Genomic DNA, 18,747 nt, shown 5'->3' with positions numbered 1-18,747 from the left:
CCTATCACTGTATCCTTCATCTGCCGTCCTTTCGCGCAGTCGTTTCTTCCAACGACCATTCTGGCACATTGCGATGCCGTGCGGGGAGGACGGCAACCACCCCATCTCACAACCACAGCAAATAAAGAAATCGCCGCCATTCACCCGAAGGCCATGCCGGTCATCCTGACAACGCCGGAAGAACTGGACACCTGGATGAACGCCCCCGCCGAAGAAGCACTGCAACTCCAGTCGCCCCTGGTGGACGGATCACTGACCCGGAAATGAGAAATCCGGCCCGGCACATGAACCGCCCGCTCAGCCACCAGTCAGAAACGCCGCCACACACCCCATCAAATCGCTGCGATTACGGCAACAGGCGCCATCCCCGTTCCGCCGGCCAGGCAAGAGCGCAGGGAGCGGTTTACGGGGCTTTGCCCCGCGCCCCACAAAGGGACGCAGTCCCTTTGATCCCGGCTTGCCAATATAAAAGATAAAGGGAGCGTCCTGCGCAGCACGTCTCCGTATGCAGGGCGGGAGTCCAGCCCGTAAAACCAGACACGTCGACAGCGTGAAACGCCCTGATTTCCGGAGATTTTTCGCAGGGAAAACACCCCCTGGAGGTCCGGGCGGGAACGAAATGAAATTATATATCAATAGGTTATGTGTGTAAAACCTATTATGGGAATGGCAAAGAATCGCGGCAACTTTGCTATTTTGTAAAACTTTCAGGGCCGCGAATCAGACCTCAGGCAAGCCCTGAGAATCGGACGACACGCTCCATTTGGACCCTCGATCGTCCCGCTTGGACCAGTGAATGCGATTGAGACAACGCGGCCGCTTCTGAGCGCAGCTACCGTATGGCACGTGCCATGGCCGCCGAGGTCCAGCTCAAAAGAAAGCGGCGTCTTCAGATCCACGGCGCCCTGCGCCTGCTGATCTTGCTTCCACACCAGCACATCCTGTCCGTCTCGGTTCTCTTCGACGTCCGGCACGCCGGCGCATGCCACCAGGTCCGGTCGGCTCATACCGATCAGGCTGCGGGCTTCGTGCGGGAGAGAAGTGCAGGCGGACAGAGTGAGCGCTGCAAGAATAACGCTACCTCTCATCTGCCCCATTCTTTCCGAACGGATCACGCCGCGCCATCCCGCGCAGGATCATCCACGTCAGACCGATGATGGAAATGAGCGTGCCGGTCGAGCCGACCAGAACGGAGAGCGGGTCAAGCACTGGTGCTGGCCTGCATCTCGGATACCAGCGCGGCCAGATCCTCTTTGTTTGGGCTGACGCCGGTAAGGCCGGTCCAGTTCTCGCGGGATATAAGCCCGTAGGCCTCATCACAGAAGGTCGCCAGAAAGGCATACGACATGCGTCTTGAGGCGCCCCACGTGCTTAGATAGAGCCAGTCGGCATCGTAACCATGCAGCCAGACAGCGTGGCCGCCGGCGATGGAATTGTCTGCCAGAGGGGATACTGTCCAGTCTCCGTCTCCCTCGACCGCATAATTCGGTAGCGAGAGACCGATATACAGCCCTCCGAGGAACGCGATTGCGCGTTGAACCTGTGGGTTGTTCTTCGGGTTTACGTAGCCGAATGCGGTCAGGTAATCGCGTGTCTGTCCCGGACGAGCATAACCCTCCCGACGCCAGCGGTTCAGCACGTCCAGCTCGACGCCACCGTTGTCATTTGCGCCCGTAGCGGGGTCGAAGCCTGATTCATCCGCGTAGTTCTGCAGAACCTCGTCGTCAGACAACAGCACCGGGGCCTGCGCCGCGCCCGTCCATGTCCGGATCGCGCTCGCGACAGAGACCTGAGTGCAGCAGCCATAGCGATCATTGCCCCACATCGGCCACTGAGCGTTGGGCGCCCAGTTAACAGATGCCGGAATGACCGGCAGCCGTGCGGCCAGCGGTTCCGCGAGTTTATACGTGCGCGGATCGTGTCGCGCCGGCAGCTTGCCAAGCTTTCTTTTGGTCATTGTATCTCAACTATTTTCCGGGATAGATGGGCTTGATCGCGCCGGTCCGTGACATTCCATTTCTGGCGCGGTCACCACACGTTCGCATCCTCATTCCGCTGCCGGAAATAACGCTCAATCTCGCGGCGCAGCTTCGGCTTGTTGCCAGCCAGTTCCCATGCGCTCCAGGTGTTCCGGATCAGATCCTCGTCCGGCTGGAAATCATTCCGCGTCAGAATATCCCACCGGCTTTCATAAGCGCGATCTCGCTTGGAGCCGTGGAAGCGATGCTCGATCGCTCCATGCAGCGCACCGATATTGCCGTTCACCGATGCCATCGCCCGCTTCTGCCAGCGCAGGCAGTGCTTTTTGTAATCGTGACTGATATTGCCGGGGTAGCTTTCCGAGACGCGACCTATCAGAGCCAGCGCCATGTGATGATCCGCCGAGCCGAGCGCGGCCGTGTCGAGCAGGCCGCCCGTCGCGGTCAAGGCCCGACGTGTCGCCGCCCATGCGTAGCCCGGATGCGCGAAGCGGTATGGCGACCGGTGCGCGTTCGGTCCCTGCTTGATCGTCTCGCCGTCCATCCACATGCGGCAGAAGGACCGGTGAAGCTGCATATGCTCGCCGTTCGGTCCGAGATCGTAGCAGTCGGACCATGGCTGAATCACATCGAAGAGCTGGAGCGCCTCAACCGTTTCACGCGCCCAGTGAGGCTGGCGGAAGAAGATGTCGCTGTCGATCCAGGCAACGTACTGCCAGTCCTGTGGCAGCCCGGCGATGGCGATGTTCAGGCACCGCTCCTTCTCCCAGACCAGCGTGTTTGCCCGGACGCCGATATGGTTGACGCCGGGAACATGGCAGGTGAACGGTCTGTCCCCGTACTGGCATTCGACCACTGTGAGTTTCGCGCCGGATTGGAGAATATGTTCGGCCCACTCGTGATAAATCCGGTCGGGCACCTGCCACCGTAGTGGGTTTGAGCGGGCGGTGACGACATGAAGCTGAGAGGCAAGCATCAGAGATACCAACTCCGGACAGGGATTGAGATAAGCCAGAAGGCGCAGATGAGCAGGGCAATGACGATAAGCGCGGTCATCGTTTCGCAGCCTTACAGAGACAGAGCGTAAAGAGGTTCCCCGCGACGAAAACCGCCGCGAGGGTGAGGGTCACGGGCATCAGACGCCCAGATTTGCGAGGGCCTGGGCCTCAGTCATCCCGCCGGTGGCTTTCGCACCAGACGCCAACCCAAGCAGAGCCATGAACACGCTGATGAGCGTATCCAGCGACTCAAGCGCCACGCTCGCGTCGGTCTTAATGGTCGAGGACAGAGCCGAGCCAGCGCCCGATATCGCTGCACCGATTGCGCTGGCGACCGTGCTCATACCAGACAGGATGCTGTCGACGCGGGTTTTCCAGTCGGCATTGTCATAGTTGATCGTCAGCGTCGTTCCGGCCGCCGTCGAGAAAGCAGACAGAGCACCAGAGAGAGCGGTTTCGGCCGCTGTAATGGCAGTCATGTAAGGCGCAAGGGTCGGGAAAGATGAAAGGTAAAGCGTGACAGTCGCCGCGGCATTCAGGGCTGCCTGACCGTAGTTCTTGATCTTCGTCACATCGAGAGTGATTGTTGTCACGTTGCCAGACGTGGAAACCGAGCAGCCTTCTGTCGCCGCCATAAGGGCAACTGCGCCGACTGTAGTGGCAATACGGCCAAGGAAACGGCGCTTGCCGCGGTCGATGGTTTCGACATTGGCAAGGATCGGTGGTTCCATAAGGCGGGACAGATAAGTCATGGCATTTTGTCCTCCGTAATGACGGGAATGTTCGCTTCGGCGAGAACAGCTTTTGCCGCCTGCGCATGGTCGCGCGGGACCGGGACGCCAGTGACGCCGACCTGAATCCGGTTCACAGCCCAGCCGATATTCATGCCGAGCACCGTCATCGCCTTGTATGGGAGAGACCATCGGCTTGATGGCGGCGGTGGCTGAATGGAGGCCGACAGCACGTTGCAAAGAATGATGACGGCAGCAGGATAAATCGCGTATTGCGCTGGAACGGTTCCAAGCAGGGCAGCGATGGCAGACGTTGCTGTTGCGGCTTTGACTGCGCTGTTCATATGGAATACGGCCCCGTCCGGTAGAAATCGTGATGACCGATGCGCGTTGTGAAAAACCGGGGCTCGGCCCAGAAAGGCCTTGGTCCGCGCCAGTCGTAGTAGTGATCCGCTCCACCAGTCAGATCGACCAGAAGACCCGCTGTCAGTCTGTGCGCGAGCGTGACGGCTTCTCTGAATTGCGGATCGGAGAGCGTGACGGAAAGCAGCCTTTCGCGATTGGGGTCTGTTTCGTCCCAGCATGAAAACTGCTCCGGCGCCCGACACACTCCGGCGATATCAGCGCCCCACCAGCACGGAACCTTCACGCGATTTCCGATGACGTTCAGGATCGCCTGCATTCCGTCAGCGCCCTCGCCGCGCGCTTCGCCCCATGCCGTGCGGGCAGCCGTCATTTCCGGCGCTTCGTTCACTGGTGATGCAACCACTGGAACAGGACATACAGACCGACCGCCATCCCGCCGCCGACGCCCGATCCGCCGGCAATCAGCATTTCCCTGACGGAGCTTTTGTTTTTCACTTCCGCCAGAATCTCCGTCAGCGTGGCACCCTGAAGCTTCTGATTTGTGCGGATTTCGATGATGTCGTTCTGAGCTTCACGCAGATCAGAACGGACCTCGGAAAACTCGGGGCGTGTTATGTAGAGTTCGGCCGTCATGGCGGCGATCAGTATCCCGTCTGGAACTGGATACGTCCCCAGTTGCCCGATGCAATGCAACGATACCAATAGGTTCCGACGCGCCTCTCTGTTCCGGCCACACACGCGTCTGTAGAAGCCGGAGCGGCAGCCGAGTCTGAAACGACAAATGGTCCGCCATTTCCAACGTTGAAGCCTGCGTCTGCGGATGTAAATGTTGGCAGGCCAGTAATCTGGTCAGAGCTTATCCCTGTGGGATCATCTTCCATTGTAGCAATGAGCACAGAGTCTCCAAGGAATGATAGTGCGTAATACGGTGTATGATTGGAGCCAGAAACAGTGAAATAATCTTTGCTGAATATTCCTAGCTGCACCGAAACAGTCATTGAGTCACCGTCACTGCTGGTGATATTCAGCAGTGTTTCAGCATCTGTTCCAGATGGGGCAAAGCTAATTGCTCCAGACATCGTTCCACCAGCGAGCGGAAGATAGTCACCCGTGCTGCCTGCAACACTGATTGTTCCATCAGCAGCAACTGTCACGCCACTGCCAATCTTCACACCGCCAAGTGTCGTCGCGGTAGCGGCCGGCAGCGTGTAAGAAGACCCGTCGCCTGAGATTCCTTCAGACCCCGGCGTCTGGGCGCCGTTGTCGAATATGCCGTGATCTCCGGGAACAGACGGGACTGTCTGGGCAGACGCAGAAGCACATGACAGACACAGACTGAGACCGATAAAATATAGCGCGCGCATCTCGTCCCACCGCGTGAAAACCAGTCTGTCCGTGGGATGATTTTGTTAGTACCGATATTTTTTAGCTGAAGACATAGGACCGGCCAGAGCCTGCGGGGTAGAGAACGGGTCGGAGCAGGGATGCCACTGCCGGACCACATTTCCCAAGCTGAACGGATGCCTGCGGGTGAAGGCCGTCTGAGGTTGGATCAGTTGTAGACTGGCAGGCGAGCGCATTTACAAATGTTGCCCCGGTAGCAAGCGCCGCGGCCTCAAAGCCCGATACATATTCAGTAATCGTCGCTGCGGGAACAGATGCGAACTCATATGGCGTGAACGGAGTCATGAGAACAATCTTGCTGTCTGGGGAGGCAGCTTTAAGATTGTCTGCGAGAGTGGTCAGATTGGCCTGAACATTGGCAGGCGATCCTGATGCAGTCCCTTCCGAGACGTACGCCGCGATATCATTGTCGGCATCGGCCACTACGATCATGTCAGGATTTGTTGCGAAGCTGCGCGCTTGTCCAGACCAGAGCAGATTATAAGTCGTCAGAAGGTCCGGAACATTGCCATTACCGGCGATACTAAGGCCCTGACCAGAGAACCCGACAACGCCCACTTCCGCGTCCAGATAATCCCGCTGAAGATACGCCCAGCCATATCGCGCATTATTGTCTGCTGAGTCCACACTGGTATCGCCCTGCGATCTGAAACCGATACTGACTGACTGGCTCAGAATGAGGATCTGCTTGCTTCTGGCTGCAAGTGCCTGTGTAGCTCCCCCGGAGTCCACAGTGATACCGGAAAGGGTCACCATGGAAAGCTGTGGTGTCCACAGGTTCGTCGCCTGATATGAAGGAGTATTTTTTACGATCAGCTCAACATAATGCTGGGTAGCCGCGGCTGAAAAAGACGGGAGAGTTACGGATATGGATGCCGCCAGGGAGTAATCCGCTGCTACTCCGTCTACGATAACGGTCAGCACGGGGATTGTCGTATCCTGCGTTGCTGGCAATGTGAACCCAAGGGACAGCGTCTTTGTTCCGGTCAGCATCATACGGCAGTAAGCGCCTGCATTGATCGTGGACGCTCCGGCCGCGGCAACCAGCCAGTTACCCGGACTGTAGATTATATTTGCATCATTTGGCGCAATGGAGGTAGTTGCCATCCTTAAATTCCCCCTGCGATTGCTGTGACGCCAGATGTTGCTCTGTAATTTACCAGTGTCTGCTGTCCGGATACCGTGGATACGGTCGGCGCCGATCCCCCCGCATAGATAACCCCCGTAGATGGCAGAGTGACCGTATAGCTGGTCGCTGGGATAATCAGCGTGATTTCCTGAGACTGCCCTGATGCCGCGCTGCCGGAGAACTGCAGGGTCGCGTCGGCAGTCGCATTAACGACATAGACGATGCTGCCAGTTGTGGGGATAGGGATAGTGGTAGCGCCGGATGCGGTTATGGTCGATGCTGGAGTTACCGCAGCGGCGACTGTCCCTGGAGTGGTCTGCGCAGGGCTCCCATCGGCAGTAACCCATGTCGAGCCGTTCCACCATACGGGGGCACCAGCGACAGCGTCCGCATCTCCTGCAGAATCATAGCAGTCTGAGCAATAGCTCTGCGTACCGAGAGTGAGACCTGCGGTCGCAAGCTGACTGTAAGTTCGCGGCGTCACACCGAAGCCTCCGCCAGTGGACATCCCCGTGTTCTCCAGAAGATTTCCAAGAGCATCCACGGAGACATATGCAGCGGTGGTGGAGGTAGCGTTCTGAAACATTAGCTGAGAGCCAGCCTCAGCAATAAGGTTTCCCGTCCATGTTGCGTTGTTGGCGATCGCAATCTGTCCGCTGAAGGTTGACCCGCCGGTTACCGTGAGGCTTCCAAGTGTTGCCGCGCCGCCTACATTAAGCAGGCCGGGCATCGTAAGACCACCACCACCAGAGATACCCGTGCCGATACCGATGACCCCGTTCCCGGCACCATACAGGTAGGCATCAGTCGTGCTTGTGGCGCTCTGAAAGATCAGGTCCATGCCGGGCGTAAGGGACATCTGCGCTGACACCACCGTGGCACCCTTCAGTTTTACCGTGCCGTCCCCTGAAGCCACAAGGTTGCAGTATTGACCGAACTGACCACCGCAGAGCGCAAGGGACTGCATGTCGCCGTCCGAGTTCCACTTGAGGGCACCCAGTGCCGTTCCCCATGCGGTCGTCGTGCTGGTGTCGTTAGGGTCGATGCCGCCCGTGAGCGCCATGGAGTAATTCGTCAGGTTGTTCGGGTCAGCACCGGATGACATCGAGAACACCATGGCCTCATGATGTCCGTTGCCGGTCTCGCCCTGAAACTTCGCAATGTTGACGCCGCTGTTCGCTGTCGTAAGCGGGCACTGACCGTTGAGTGAGAAGCCGCTCGTCTCGATGCCGTACTGGCCGCAAAAGGCGTCACCGATCTGAAGGTGATGCTTGATGCCGCCGCCGAGGTACATCTCGATGCTGTCGTCGGTCAGTTCGTGGCCGTTGCCGTCCACATTGATCATCACGCCGTCGACTTTATACTGGTAGTCGGCAGTCTGGTCAGCCAGCAGGTCATACTCAACGCCGGTCATGGCACGGGTTATGCTGTCATTGCCAGGCGTGTATTGCGCCATGTCGTTGTGGATGGTCTTGCCGTCCGACATGCCGATGAAAACTGCGGTGTCAGCGTAATGCCACACGAGGCCGGGCGCCGAAGATGTGGTGTCCGTAGTGGTATCGATCGTATCGCCGGTATTCGTCCCCGGCGCGGCTGCCGCGGCCGTAATGCTGTTCTGAGTCCGCCAGCCCGGCCCCTGACTGTCGTCATCGACCATGACCGGGAACACGTCACTGACTACGCCGGTTGTGGCGTCAGTGGTTGTGGTTACCTTTGTGGCATCCATGTATCCATAATACACGTTCGGGATGCTGAACCCGTGCGGTGTGGATGCGGTGTTATTGCCGTTTTTCCAGTTCAGATAGACACGAATGATCCCATTGCCCTGAATGAGCGCAAGCTGAGCAGGCGTAAACGCGGGCGTGACTTTGAAATCCGCTGTGTCCACGGTCACAGTGCGGACAACGCCATCGGCGTTCGTGATGTCGGCACCGGCCTCCAGGCGCGGGGCAACGTTGCTGGTCTTGGTGAACTCGACAATGCCGTCGGTTCCGCCAGCGCCAATGCGATTGGCCCCGAACTCCCCGTCCGTATCCTGAATGGACAGCACGGCTCCGGAGTTGTCCGAGTGCCCCATCAGCATGCCGATCAGATTCACGTAAGCATCGTTATGTGAACCAAGACCGCCAAGATGGATGGCGCGAGGCGATGCAGCGCTGTCGCCGAAGCTGGTAAAGAACGCAGCCCCGGGACGCCATGAAGTATTCGTCTGCGCGAGGCCGTAGTCGAGAGGTGTTGTTCCGAAGTATGCCTGTGTGAGAGCTGTGATGGAGCCAGCCGTGTTGACCGGCGCGGTGACATTGCCATTGCTGTCCAGCCCCGGAATGCTTGAACCGATATCCGTCCACTGGACCGGGCGCGAACTGAGCGAAGTTCCGTTAATTGTTGGGTTCGTGAGTGTGCCGTTGGTCGTGTTGACTTTGGCCGCATCGAACGCGTTCATCTGCGCGCTGGTCAGAACCTGACCCTGTATCCACGTCCTGGATTGCTGGCTGTAGGCAGTGGCGGGGAGGAAGGAGAGCGCCAGAATTGTCGCGCAGAACAGCTTTTTCATCAGACGCCCATCTGTTGCGGGCAGAATTCTGATGACCGAAGACGCCCATCACACGGAAAATCGTGCTACGGGTGAGGCTGGTTTGTTAGTACCGGGGCTCCCGCCACAGCCCCGCAGCAGTCACGTCTGGAGCAACTTTGCCCGTCTTGCCTTCTCTGCCTGCACGTCGTCCCACATCTGCATGATGGCGTGCGCGGCCACTTTCAGCATACGTTCGCAGTTCTCGATCCGGGAGTTTTGTGGGTCTTTCTCCATCCTGATATCGACAGTCAGCGCATCGCCCATGGCTATGGCGATTTCGTTGCCCACCATCCTCTGAGGCCGAGGCCCCGATACCAGCGCCGTCATGATGCTGGCTCCGGGTGCGCCCGAAAATTTGCGGTAGCATCCGATGCTACCGGGACTGGAGACAGGTCAGAATCAAGGGCCGCTCCCGGAACCTCGCGGGCGAGACGCGCGATTCCTTTCGGAAGGATTTTCACATCATCCCGTGTCTTCGTTTCACCGCTGCTATTCTCGTAGGTGCTGACCTTGTGCCAGAGATATCCGGCATTGATCTTATCCTGATATCCAAGATTGTTCGTGGAACCCGGACGTTTGTAGATCCAGCGATTTGCCCGGAGCCACTGAACGAACGCCTTCGGTCCCACCTGAAGAATCTTGGCTGCTTCCTGAAGTCCATATGACCCGTCAGACGTGCTGATCCGGTCAAGCGCTACAGCCTTCGGGACCGCAATTGCGAGATAGCGTTCAGACAGCTTTGCGCGGTCTTCGGCAGCGGCGCTGGCGGCGGCAAGCTTCTCGTTCTCTTCCGCCAGACGGCCGGCCTCAAGAAGTGCCGCCGCGTAGGTCTGCGGGATGGCTGGAGTTGCCGGGGCCGCTTCGAGTTCCATCCAGCGGTCGATGATCCGCGCACGAAGCTCCACGCTGTAACCAGAAACCACAACCATGGTGTTTCGGTAGTCGAGGGAAAATTCCTGATACGTTTGTCCATTCTGGGGGTGGACGTAGGGGGTCTCGTTCCCAGAAACGAGACCCTTTTTCACAAGAGCCCGAATGGTTTTCAGAACGTTGTCGTGGCTGCTACCTGTCAGCGTCGCAATCTCGCGGCTCGACATTGTCGGAGTAGCATTCGGGGTAAGCATTGTGGTAAGAGTCATGCTCTGTGGTTCCTTACTGGGTTTCACTGAGAGGCGTCGGAATTGCTGCCAGGCTGGTCCGACGCCTTTTCTGTTTTCAGAACTTCCCGCAAAATCGCGACACATTCTTTATTCGCGCTGCGCTCATTTTTTGCGGCGCGTATCCGAAGGGCGCGAAGAAGATCGCGGTCCATCCGGAAGTTTATGCATTGGGTTTCTTTCATTGATCCTTCTCACTTTCCGCACTGCCAGAGTGCAAACCAATAATGCACAGCACTCTCGGAGTGCGCAATAGATATTTTTCTGATTTCGGATATTATGCCGCTATGCAGGACTTACGGCGCTCATCAATCACTGTCAGACTAGGAGAAGAGCTTCTCCACGCACTACGGATTGAGGCGGCAAAACGCCCTCAATCCGTAAACGCCGAGATCGTGCAGCGCCTTGAGGAATCGCTAAAAAAGGGCTCTCTTCTCACGGATGCCTTAGAAGAGTTCGACCGCGATAACGCTCCGAAGGATTCGGAGGAAAGGGCATTGATGAAGATCTTTCGTGGGATGACCGCGCAGGAAAAGGCCGTGCTCAAAGCTCTTCTCAATGGATTTATAAACGCCCGTGATATGGTGTGATAACGGCGCCCAATCGGAGATTGTGACTCTTCGTAATCCCAGATGGAGGAAGATTATGGCGAGCGCTGGCATCCTTGAACGAATGCAGGCACAGATCGACGCTCTGGCTTCTGAAGTGGCAATTCTTCGACAGGAGGTGCGTGGACGGTCGCCATGCCAAATCAAAGCATCCGATGCTACGCCCACTTTACTAATGTGGAAGAATGGCTACGACTTCCCAGAAAGGGGACTGGCAGAGATTAAAAAGATCGCGCTCGAAGCGCTTGAGCGGGCGAAGGATGCGCAGGGGAAGAAATGAAACATCTTATTGTACTGGTTGCAGTATGTTTATGTGGATGCGCGCAAAGCGCAGAAGAGAAAAGGCAGGTAGAATCTGAGCGGTATTTCGCAACTGAAGATTTAAAAAACTGCGCCATCGATAACGTATCTAAAATAGACGACAGAACATCCGATGCATCAACTATTGCCATGGCGCTCGCCTCAAGATGCCATAACGAATACAGAAATTCTGTTATGTCATTTTCAAACGGAATGAATTATAGACAAAAACAGATGCTTGTATGGACTGCTGAACAAACATCACGAAAAATAGATACATTCCTACCATGGGTTCTTAAATATAGAACGTCTCTTAAATCGCCAGCACCAAACGCATCTTATTGAACGAATTTATTAAAGAGGGACGCGAAGATTAATATCACTGCGTCAGTCCCGCTGCCTGGTAAGGGCTCCACGAAGGCGACAGCCAGAACTTCTGATTGTTCTGCTGCTGCACCTTGTCTTCATATCGCTCAAGATAGCCGGGGTTCATCATCTCCTGAAGCCGGTAATTAACCAGATACTGCATGGCGATCTTGCCGTAAAAAGTGTTCAGCCATACAGCCTGCGGGACAATCGCCCCGAAGGGAATATGCGTCTCGGCCAGACGCAGCGCCTGGCTTTCCGCTTCTTTTATGCCGTCTTGCGGACCCCGGTTCTCCCATCCATCGCGAATTGCCTGGTAGGCGTTTGCCACATCTCCGATATTACCCATCGTCGGGCCGGCAAGTGTTCCGGCAAATCCACCGCCAAAACGGTTTGCTTCGCCAAAAAGGAAGTCACCAAGGATGCCGGCGCCGCCGCCCTGAGCCATGGATGCCGTAACAAGCTTTACATAGTCGCTGAAACTGTCAGCCTTTCTCGGCTCCCTTCCCTTCATAATATCTTTCAGGTTCATAGACACATAGCCGAGGGCAGTTGTGGATGCGATGAGAAAGGCAATCCCCGGAATGTCGGCCCCCCTCCGCATGGCGGTCACCAGCCCTTTAAAATCGCCTGTTGTGTTTCCTTCACCCATACGCATCAGCTCACGACCCATACCCCGGACCATGTAATTAATGGTGTAGCTTTTGAACTGCATAATGGCTCTGACAAGCTCTCCGGATACGGTTCCGCGCTGCGTGCCCATGTTTGCTATGGCGGCAGTGCCGGCATTGGCCTCCGACATGCCTTCGTCAACCTGATCGAGAACATAGGCCCGCAGCTTCCGTTCCAGTTCTGAGCGGGCATAGTCAGCGCTTCCCGGCAAGTGGGACACAGCATCGTCGGAGAGTTCAGAGATATGGGAAGGCAGGATATAGGATTTTCCGTTATCCGCCTCACGCTTAACTTGCTGTAGCGCCCGCCATTCTTCCCCCTCAATCCCATACCGGCGCAATGTCGTTTGAAGCCGCTTTGGAAGAGTTTCGAAAGACTTCCCTGCATTTCGCGCAAGGTTATAGGCAACCATCGTCCCCGCCCCACGGCGCACTGCGTCGTTCCAGTATGACATGCCAGTCAGGCTGTGGAATCTGTTTACAGCCTCGGATAGCTGCCCAAGGCGTCCGTCTTCCCCGGTGAACCGGGCAGCAATATCTCCGACAAGAGCCTCGTTCCCAACGCCAAGAAGATCAGCTACCCGAGACCGGGCTGCCTTTTCAGACGGAAGCAGGCCAAGGGCAAGATGTGAAAACGCCTCAAGGATTGGCACGCCGTTATGGCGGAGCATCGCAACCTGAACGGGTATATCAGTAATCGATGACATCAGCGTGCTGCCAAGCATTGTCAGCTGATTAATGATGCGGGAAACCTGACCGATCTGAGCCAGTGTCACGCTGTCAGCGCGAGAGTATTCTCCTGTAAGCGTGCTGAACACCTTTTTGGCTTTATCATTCTGAAGGTGCTTAACCATTTCTGTGTCTTCACGTTTTTTTGCCCTGTCTATGAGCTGATCGGTCCACCGGTCAAACATAGCCTCCGGGTTTGTCCCGAAACGTTCCATCAGGGCCGCATTGCGTGCGCCATGGAGAACTCCTCCCAGCGCAGCATCGATGACGTTCCCGCGACCAAACTGCGCATTATAATCCATCCAGCTATCGGCATCTTTGAAATGGAGAACGCGCCCCTGGCTTATCCTCCTGGCAAGGTTCCCCGGACCTTTGAACGCAAGAGCATCTCCATATGAAGGGGCTCCTTCATGCACGCCGGTAGCCAGCGCTAAATAGACGTTCTTCAACCATGCCCGACGGTCGCCCGTTACTTCATCAAACGTGCGTTCGTCCAGCTTTGGTAAAATCGCATTGATCCATGCGTCAGCGGAAACCTTACGGATTTTCTCGCTGTCATGGAACTGAGACGCAACAAAATTCTCTGTCTTTCTGATCCATGCGCCTGCCTTGTTCTGCATCAGGCGGACGGTTTCCTGATATCTGGAAAGTATCGTGGCAATCTTAAAGGCAGCAGAATTCCCGGTTACAGACTTCCCGTCTCCCGAGCGCAGCGACCAGAGATCCCGGCCTATGTCCCGGTCAAATTCCTTGTCCTTTGCGATGGCTGCCTTGTACAGGCCCTCTTTCCGAAGGTCGCTTTCGAACTGCCCGGAAATTTTTGCGGCACGGGACTTCATGTTGATATCGGTAGAATCAGCCAGACCGCGAAGATTTCCTTCCTTCGACGACAGAACGGCACGATGATATTGTGCCTCCTTCCCCTCAGGGACACGCTCCATTAGCTGTCGATTGATAAACCTGTTATTCAGGGCGTTCCGGCGCTCCCGCGCAACGGCCTCCCGGTGCTCATCGGCCAGTTCTTTCCCGGCTCTCCGGGCAGCGTCGCGCGGAGATGAACCTTGCCGGACATACTTGTTAATTCTGCCCTGAGCCGCATCGAATATCTTTTCAAGCTCTTCATCACTGAGCGCGCGCCCTGCTGCGCGAGAAGCCGTCTCAAAACAATGACGATATGATCTCTCAGCCATTATAACCCCCTCACAAGGCACGCCGCCGCCGCCTCATACGCGGATGCCGCATTTTCATCTTCATCAAACGTCTTTTCACGCGCCGCAGATGGCGTTTCATCATCTCCGTAAAGCGCCCTGTATTCAGCCTCTATCCTGTCTGCATCGGCAGATATCTGGGCCACATCGCTTTCATGATCAGCGGCATCAGCCCTGGGGGCATTTTCGACCGATGCTTCCGTTGCCGCACGTGAGTTAGCTACAGCAGCCGGTTCATCAACCATAGCCGCGCGCGCCGCTGATTTTAGCCGCTCTCCGCTTTCCATGGCCGCGCTCAGAATATCTGTGACAGACCCCGTGCGCGCTGGATTCGTTGCGGTTCCCGCCTCATTCTTACCGTTCCTGCGCTGATACCTGCGAGCGAGGCGGCGGAATCGTGTTTCAGAAATCTGATATGCTGCGTGAAGATCGGGGGCCATGTCCCGCATCTGATAATCGATCTGCTGAAGCTTCTGACGCATTTCAGAGATCGCAACATCCCGGTCATGCATCTGCTCATGGCTTGTCTGTCGCTGAGCCCTTGCTTCGAGATCGGAAAGACCTGAACGCAGGTCATCTATTTGCGCCTGGACTTTCTGCGCGCCCTTGCTTTTGAGCGAAGATGCGCGCCGTTCCAGGCTTGCGATCTGTTCCTGCGTTTCATAATGAGATGCCCGGTCAGCAAGGATATCTTCATCAAACGTTGGATCGAACACCTGCTGTGAAGCGTCTTCGATACGTGTTCTGATATCCGCAGCGCTGCCGCTCAGCTTGTCGAACGCAGCAAAAGTATCAGGGTCCAGAGAGGCCGCAATATCACGAAGGCTCACCTCACCAGCCGAAGGAGAAGGCTCTGCGAAGTCATGAGCCTCCGCCATCTCTGCAACAATATTCGGCCGGTCTTCAAGCTGGGCTCCAATCGCCTCGCGCAATGCCGCGTCACGCATTTCCGGCGACTGGCTTTCCATAAACCCACTATTTGGGTTTGCCATCTGCTCCGCTGTGGGACTCTCGAACATCTCCTGTTCGGGGTTTATTATGACCGCCCTGGGCAGGATCATATGCAGACCGCCGCCCATGACGCCGCCCAAACCTATGTTCGTAAGCGCCTGCCCCATGGACCAGTCATTATGTTCGCTCTGATCAAGCATGTAGTTCGCTGGCTCAAGAGCCGCTACCCCGGCCATGCCCTGAGTGGCACCGGACAGCCCCCGTGCGGCACGGGAGGAATCAATGCCGACCCTTCCGAGGATTGCCGCTGCGCGGGCTTCACCGAGGCCTGGAACAAAGCTCGCAGCAATTCCGACAGGGTCCGCAAAGGCGGTCAGAATACCAGCAGACGTCGGGAGTCCCGTTGTGGGGGAGCTGCTTATAATGTCGTTCCTGACAATCTGCGCGTGCTTTTCATCGTGCAGTTCCTGCGCGACATCGCGCGTGGTGGGCTTATCAAACGATAATACGCCATCAATCCCGTACTGCTTGTTGGCGTCCTCTGGTTTTAAGATATCGGGAGAAAAGGAATCACCAACTCTTACCGCCCCCCTCAGCCCCCTCACCTCATACCAGTTCTGGAAAGCGCCTGAGATGCCTGCGCCCACCGCCTGCGAGGTTGTCGTGGGGAGAATGTCAGACCCGAGCGCCTGCGTCTGGACGCTTTGCGTAGGGTCGCCAGTCCATATTCCGGGCATTATTTAATCCCCGACAGAATTTTATTCTGCTCGGGGTTATCCGTCATAAAAGCATTCGCATGCCCCTGCGGGCTATAAGCGCCCTTCTGAACATCGGAGAACTGAACCGAGAACGGCTGCCCGTCCCTGTTCTTTGGAACATACTGAACCCCATAGACCCGCGACGGGATAACCAGTTGAAGCCCCTTATCGTCAGCCGTTGGAATCCATACCCCGAAATTTCTTATAGCGTTTATGCCCTTATCTTTTCGATCTTCATCCGTCATTCCGGGGACGCCCCCGGGAATCGGAGCCAGATCGTCAGGCTTAATCCCATTACGGGTCTGATCGGTGGCGGCGATCACATCTGGAAGCATTCCCTTGGGGACTCTCATGGTGCCGCTGAAATCGTAGGCTTTCCCGATAATGCCATCATATGCCAGAGAAACCGCATCTTTAGCTGTCTCCCCTTGCGCCACATACCAGCGCGACAAATCCTTCACCGCATTATAGGTCTGCTGATAGGCTGCCTCCCCGGCGCTGTTATTGATGACAGTGGCCCGGAACGCTGACAGCTTGTCTCCAATAGGATGATTAACTTTCGTATCGCTCAGTTTTGCCATTTCCTGGGGATTGATGTTCTGAAGGAACCCATCGCCACTCTTGTCGCCAGACGACTGCATGTAGATCTGTCGAGCGTGAAGCATATTTGCGAATACCGCCTGATCGGTAACCTGTTCAGGAAGATACATTGAGGCGAGCACGCCAACATCTTCCGGAACCTGATTATATTTGTGGAGCTGGCTAACAATACGTGACCAGTTCTCGTCGCTGTATTGCTGGCGAATGCCATTGAGCACAGCGCCAACATTCGTCTTTTCAGGATCGATATTCGATAGCATATCAGAAATACGTTGCGTTACCGCCTTAGGGGCAACATCCGGAGACGTAACACCAAGTGACCGCTGCGCGGCATCGCTCTGCCGGATATACTCATTCTGTGCCTGCCTCAGCTTATCCGGATCATCTCCCTGAGAAGCAGACTGGAGATTTTCTGCGGCCTGCTGCATAGCGGGGTAAGCCCGCACATAAGCAGCAGGATCGGCATGTAGCTGCTCGTTTGCCTTGTTCACCTGCGCTGTGAGCTGATTCAGGCCTTCGCGCCTGATTGTATAGTCAGGGGCATTCGTGTCCTGTATCTGGGCCGCTCTCTGGGCAAGATACTGTTGCTGCTGCGCTGGCGGCATCCACTGGACAGCTTTCCATTGAGACCCGGCATCGGATGCGGCGTCAAACTTGCTTCGCCATTCCTGCGCTTTTTCTGGCGGAAGAAGCTGCGCAACATCCGCGTCAGGATACTGGCCGCTCATGTTGCCGCCCGCCCGCTGGGAGATAAGATTGGTAAGTCTGTCCGTCAGGTCTGAACGCGCTGACTGTGTTTCCGCCTCCCAAACTGTTTTCATCTGCGAAACCTGAGACAGCTTCGCCATGTTTTCTTCCCAGTCAGGCCCGGACATTGCCTCGCGGACTGCGCCCTCAAAGTCGGGGGCGGTATGGGAAGGGGGGAGAGCCTGCGGACTTACTGCTGATGAAATTTTGCTGACGTAGTGCTGTGTTTCGGTCGGGGTATGGGATAGGAAATCAGCATCGGTAACAGCGCCGGTTCTGGGGTCACCGTGCTCTTTCAGAGCCTTGTCCACATTCCCTTCGCCCCAGTTATAAGCAGCGCAGGCAAGGGTGAAGTTATTGCCGTATTTCTGGCATAGCTGATACATCTTTGCATGGCCCAGTCCGCGATTATAGGCCGGGTCATTATCAAGTCTATTGGCGTCAAACTGGATACCTGCATATTTTGCAGCATCCTGTGCTGTGCTGGGTCTGATTTGCATGACGCCGCGCGGGGAATCCGGATCACCCGGCATGGAGCGCAGAACGGTTCCATCCTTATCTAATTGCTTCCCACCGCTTTCTGCTTGCTCTTGTGCTGTCAGAACATCAGCAACGTTCGCATTGCCATCAATAGGGAGAACCTGACGGATCGATGGCCCGAATTTCTGCTGCGCCCATATCTGGGCCTGCTTCTCCAAAACTGGATGATGAAGGCTTATCTCCATCTGGTTTTTAGTTTCTTCTGACAATTTGCTGCCATTGGCATCAAGATAATTCCGCCCCCCTATAGGATCGTTATCAGCAAGATAAGCCGTCACTATCTTCTTGCTGGCGGTATCCATGGCATCTGCACGCCGCTGAACAAGTATTGGATTATCCGGAGCAAGACCTTCTGTTGCTCCCCGCTGATTGATGGCGCGGAATATCTCTGTAAAACTCGATTGAAGCGCCTGCGGATTGTTACGGCTTGCCGCCGCCGTATTCCCCAGTGTGTTGATACGAGCGGTCTGCGTATCATCCACCCACTGCTGGCGCTCCCGGCTGGCATGAGCCGCCATTGTCCCGAACGCGCTCTCCTGGAATGAACTGGACTGGTCATTGAACAAACGCTGCTGCGTTGGAGTCATTCCCTGCATCAGAGACCGGCGATACTGATCGATCCCCTGAGTTGCCGGCTGCAACGCGGACATCGCGGATTTGCCCTGCGAATTGAAAAATCCCGGCGTCTGGTCATCGCCATACTGAACATTGCGGACGTGATCCTGAAACTGGTTCATCGCGTCCTGAACTGATGTCAGATTATTCTGCTGCTCGATGCGTTCGCTGATCTGCCCCGCCACTTCGCCCGCACGCGAAAGGCCTTCGCCAAGCGCTGCGCCGGCATTGGTCACACGCGGATTGGAGATATAGCCCGTGTCCACGCCGGAAGGCGTGCTGTATGATCCGTTCGTGAACGGGACTTCAGCCATC

General features: G+C 56.3%; 20 protein-coding genes and 1 pseudogene. 4 read left to right on the top strand and 17 right to left on the bottom strand.

Features of this window, described 5'->3' with window-relative positions; translation table 11 throughout:
• A pseudogene (locus GOB93_RS21625) lies at positions 1 to 267 on the top strand (SOS response-associated peptidase); the annotation flags it as partial.
• Positions 268 to 707: 440 nt separating this feature from the next.
• On the opposite strand, the gene GOB93_RS14450 reads toward GOB93_RS21625, so the two are convergent.
• From GOB93_RS14450 to GOB93_RS22270, 14 genes are all read right to left on the bottom strand, one after another.
• Positions 708 to 1,088, bottom strand: a complete 381-nt coding sequence (locus GOB93_RS14450; protein WP_242010794.1) for a hypothetical protein — start codon at positions 1,086 to 1,088, stop codon at positions 708 to 710.
• On the bottom strand, positions 1,078 to 1,209 hold the full coding sequence (locus GOB93_RS22045; RefSeq protein WP_277877281.1) for a hypothetical protein: 132 nt from the start codon (positions 1,207 to 1,209) through the stop codon (positions 1,078 to 1,080). The genes GOB93_RS14450 and GOB93_RS22045 overlap by 11 nt, the downstream gene beginning before the upstream one ends.
• On the bottom strand, positions 1,202 to 1,957 hold the full coding sequence (locus GOB93_RS14445) for a C1 family peptidase (protein WP_173584211.1): 756 nt from the start codon (positions 1,955 to 1,957) through the stop codon (positions 1,202 to 1,204). Before GOB93_RS14445 ends, GOB93_RS22045 begins: the two co-directional genes overlap by 8 nt.
• 71 nt (positions 1,958 to 2,028) lie before the next feature.
• The gene (locus GOB93_RS14440) at positions 2,029 to 2,955 is read right to left on the bottom strand and encodes a hypothetical protein (protein WP_173584210.1); all 927 of its coding nucleotides are present in this window, start codon (positions 2,953 to 2,955) and stop codon (positions 2,029 to 2,031) included.
• A 159-nt stretch (positions 2,956 to 3,114) separates the two neighbouring features.
• Complete coding sequence (locus GOB93_RS14435; RefSeq protein WP_194300073.1) at positions 3,115 to 3,729, bottom strand: hypothetical protein; 615 nt, start codon at positions 3,727 to 3,729, stop codon at positions 3,115 to 3,117.
• Positions 3,726 to 4,052 (bottom strand): hypothetical protein, encoded by a 327-nt coding sequence (locus GOB93_RS14430; RefSeq protein WP_173584209.1) that lies wholly within the window; start codon positions 4,050 to 4,052, stop codon positions 3,726 to 3,728. Before GOB93_RS14430 ends, GOB93_RS14435 begins: the two co-directional genes overlap by 4 nt.
• Positions 4,049 to 4,444, bottom strand: a complete 396-nt coding sequence (locus GOB93_RS14425; RefSeq protein WP_173584208.1) for a cell wall hydrolase — start codon at positions 4,442 to 4,444, stop codon at positions 4,049 to 4,051. Before GOB93_RS14425 ends, GOB93_RS14430 begins: the two co-directional genes overlap by 4 nt.
• A gap of 14 nt (positions 4,445 to 4,458) precedes the next feature.
• Complete coding sequence (locus tag GOB93_RS14420; RefSeq protein WP_173584207.1) at positions 4,459 to 4,707, bottom strand: hypothetical protein; 249 nt, start codon at positions 4,705 to 4,707, stop codon at positions 4,459 to 4,461.
• Positions 4,708 to 4,715: 8 nt separating this feature from the next.
• Entirely contained in the window at positions 4,716 to 5,438 is a 723-nt protein-coding gene (locus tag GOB93_RS14415; RefSeq protein ID WP_173584206.1) for a head fiber protein, read from the bottom strand.
• 61 nt (positions 5,439 to 5,499) lie between these two features.
• Complete coding sequence (locus GOB93_RS14410) at positions 5,500 to 6,585, bottom strand: SGNH/GDSL hydrolase family protein (protein WP_173584205.1); 1,086 nt, start codon at positions 6,583 to 6,585, stop codon at positions 5,500 to 5,502.
• A 2-nt stretch (positions 6,586 to 6,587) separates the two neighbouring features.
• Positions 6,588 to 9,161, bottom strand: a complete 2,574-nt coding sequence (locus GOB93_RS14405) for a hypothetical protein (protein ID WP_173584204.1) — start codon at positions 9,159 to 9,161, stop codon at positions 6,588 to 6,590.
• A gap of 120 nt (positions 9,162 to 9,281) precedes the next feature.
• Positions 9,282 to 9,473, bottom strand: coding sequence for a hypothetical protein (locus GOB93_RS14400; protein WP_173584203.1), 192 nt, complete (start codon positions 9,471 to 9,473; stop codon positions 9,282 to 9,284).
• A gap of 32 nt (positions 9,474 to 9,505) precedes the next feature.
• Positions 9,506 to 10,321, bottom strand: a complete 816-nt coding sequence (locus GOB93_RS14395; RefSeq protein WP_198912704.1) for a phage antirepressor KilAC domain-containing protein — start codon at positions 10,319 to 10,321, stop codon at positions 9,506 to 9,508.
• A gap of 23 nt (positions 10,322 to 10,344) precedes the next feature.
• The gene (locus GOB93_RS22270; protein ID WP_408742405.1) at positions 10,345 to 10,494 is read right to left on the bottom strand and encodes a FitA-like ribbon-helix-helix domain-containing protein; all 150 of its coding nucleotides are present in this window, start codon (positions 10,492 to 10,494) and stop codon (positions 10,345 to 10,347) included.
• A gap of 72 nt (positions 10,495 to 10,566) precedes the next feature.
• Between GOB93_RS22270 and GOB93_RS14385 the strand changes: the two genes are divergently transcribed.
• The 3 genes from GOB93_RS14385 to GOB93_RS14375 are packed head-to-tail and all read left to right on the top strand — an operon-like array spanning position 10,567 to position 11,592.
• Positions 10,567 to 10,929 (top strand): Arc family DNA-binding protein, encoded by a 363-nt coding sequence (locus GOB93_RS14385; RefSeq protein WP_173584201.1) that lies wholly within the window; start codon positions 10,567 to 10,569, stop codon positions 10,927 to 10,929.
• 55 nt (positions 10,930 to 10,984) lie between these two features.
• Entirely contained in the window at positions 10,985 to 11,227 is a 243-nt protein-coding gene (locus GOB93_RS14380) for a hypothetical protein (protein ID WP_173584200.1), read from the top strand.
• Positions 11,224 to 11,592 (top strand): hypothetical protein, encoded by a 369-nt coding sequence (locus GOB93_RS14375; RefSeq protein ID WP_173584199.1) that lies wholly within the window; start codon positions 11,224 to 11,226, stop codon positions 11,590 to 11,592. The genes GOB93_RS14380 and GOB93_RS14375 overlap by 4 nt, the downstream gene beginning before the upstream one ends.
• Before the next feature lie 34 nt (positions 11,593 to 11,626).
• On the opposite strand, the gene GOB93_RS14370 is transcribed toward GOB93_RS14375, so the two are convergent.
• The 3 genes from GOB93_RS14370 to GOB93_RS14360 are packed head-to-tail and all read right to left on the bottom strand — an operon-like array spanning position 11,627 to position 18,746.
• The gene (locus GOB93_RS14370) at positions 11,627 to 14,203 is read right to left on the bottom strand and encodes a hypothetical protein (RefSeq protein ID WP_173584198.1); all 2,577 of its coding nucleotides are present in this window, start codon (positions 14,201 to 14,203) and stop codon (positions 11,627 to 11,629) included.
• Positions 14,203 to 15,909, bottom strand: coding sequence for a hypothetical protein (locus tag GOB93_RS14365; protein ID WP_173584197.1), 1,707 nt, complete (start codon positions 15,907 to 15,909; stop codon positions 14,203 to 14,205). The genes GOB93_RS14370 and GOB93_RS14365 overlap by 1 nt, the downstream gene beginning before the upstream one ends.
• On the bottom strand, positions 15,909 to 18,746 hold the full coding sequence (locus tag GOB93_RS14360; RefSeq protein ID WP_173584196.1) for a transglycosylase SLT domain-containing protein: 2,838 nt from the start codon (positions 18,744 to 18,746) through the stop codon (positions 15,909 to 15,911). The genes GOB93_RS14365 and GOB93_RS14360 overlap by 1 nt, the downstream gene beginning before the upstream one ends.
• Position 18,747: the final 1 nt, after the last annotated feature.

This window comes from Acetobacter musti, assembly GCF_011516835.1.
Classification (GTDB): Bacteria; Pseudomonadota; Alphaproteobacteria; order Acetobacterales; family Acetobacteraceae; genus Acetobacter; species Acetobacter musti.
This window is presented reverse-complemented; position numbering and strand designations above follow the sequence as displayed.

Excerpts from the sequence above, each read along its gene's own strand:
- GOB93_RS14375 (WP_173584199.1), top strand. The coding sequence starts at position 11,224 with ATGAAACATCTTATTGTACTGGTTGCAGTATGTTTATGTGGATGCGCG.
- GOB93_RS22270 (WP_408742405.1), bottom strand. The coding sequence starts at position 10,494 with ATGGACCGCGATCTTCTTCGCGCCCTTCGGATACGCGCCGCAAAAAAT.
- GOB93_RS14440 (WP_173584210.1), bottom strand. The coding sequence starts at position 2,955 with ATGCTTGCCTCTCAGCTTCATGTCGTCACCGCCCGCTCAAACCCACTA.
- GOB93_RS14370 (WP_173584198.1), bottom strand. The coding sequence starts at position 14,203 with ATGGCTGAGAGATCATATCGTCATTGTTTTGAGACGGCTTCTCGCGCA.
- GOB93_RS14450 (WP_242010794.1), bottom strand. The coding sequence starts at position 1,088 with ATGAGAGGTAGCGTTATTCTTGCAGCGCTCACTCTGTCCGCCTGCACT.
- GOB93_RS14365 (WP_173584197.1), bottom strand. The coding sequence starts at position 15,909 with ATGCCCGGAATATGGACTGGCGACCCTACGCAAAGCGTCCAGACGCAG.
- GOB93_RS14435 (WP_194300073.1), bottom strand. The coding sequence starts at position 3,729 with ATGACTTATCTGTCCCGCCTTATGGAACCACCGATCCTTGCCAATGTC.
- GOB93_RS14385 (WP_173584201.1), top strand. The coding sequence starts at position 10,567 with ATGCACAGCACTCTCGGAGTGCGCAATAGATATTTTTCTGATTTCGGA.
- GOB93_RS14445 (WP_173584211.1), bottom strand. The coding sequence starts at position 1,957 with ATGACCAAAAGAAAGCTTGGCAAGCTGCCGGCGCGACACGATCCGCGC.
- GOB93_RS14360 (WP_173584196.1), bottom strand. The coding sequence starts at position 18,746 with ATGGCTGAAGTCCCGTTCACGAACGGATCATACAGCACGCCTTCCGGC.
- GOB93_RS14425 (WP_173584208.1), bottom strand. The coding sequence starts at position 4,444 with ATGACGGCTGCCCGCACGGCATGGGGCGAAGCGCGCGGCGAGGGCGCT.
- GOB93_RS14380 (WP_173584200.1), top strand. The coding sequence starts at position 10,985 with ATGGCGAGCGCTGGCATCCTTGAACGAATGCAGGCACAGATCGACGCT.
- GOB93_RS14415 (WP_173584206.1), bottom strand. The coding sequence starts at position 5,438 with ATGCGCGCGCTATATTTTATCGGTCTCAGTCTGTGTCTGTCATGTGCT.
- GOB93_RS14400 (WP_173584203.1), bottom strand. The coding sequence starts at position 9,473 with ATGGTGGGCAACGAAATCGCCATAGCCATGGGCGATGCGCTGACTGTC.
- GOB93_RS14410 (WP_173584205.1), bottom strand. The coding sequence starts at position 6,585 with ATGGCAACTACCTCCATTGCGCCAAATGATGCAAATATAATCTACAGT.
- GOB93_RS14405 (WP_173584204.1), bottom strand. The coding sequence starts at position 9,161 with ATGAAAAAGCTGTTCTGCGCGACAATTCTGGCGCTCTCCTTCCTCCCC.
- GOB93_RS14395 (WP_198912704.1), bottom strand. The coding sequence starts at position 10,321 with ATGACTCTTACCACAATGCTTACCCCGAATGCTACTCCGACAATGTCG.
- GOB93_RS14420 (WP_173584207.1), bottom strand. The coding sequence starts at position 4,707 with ATGACGGCCGAACTCTACATAACACGCCCCGAGTTTTCCGAGGTCCGT.
- GOB93_RS14430 (WP_173584209.1), bottom strand. The coding sequence starts at position 4,052 with ATGAACAGCGCAGTCAAAGCCGCAACAGCAACGTCTGCCATCGCTGCC.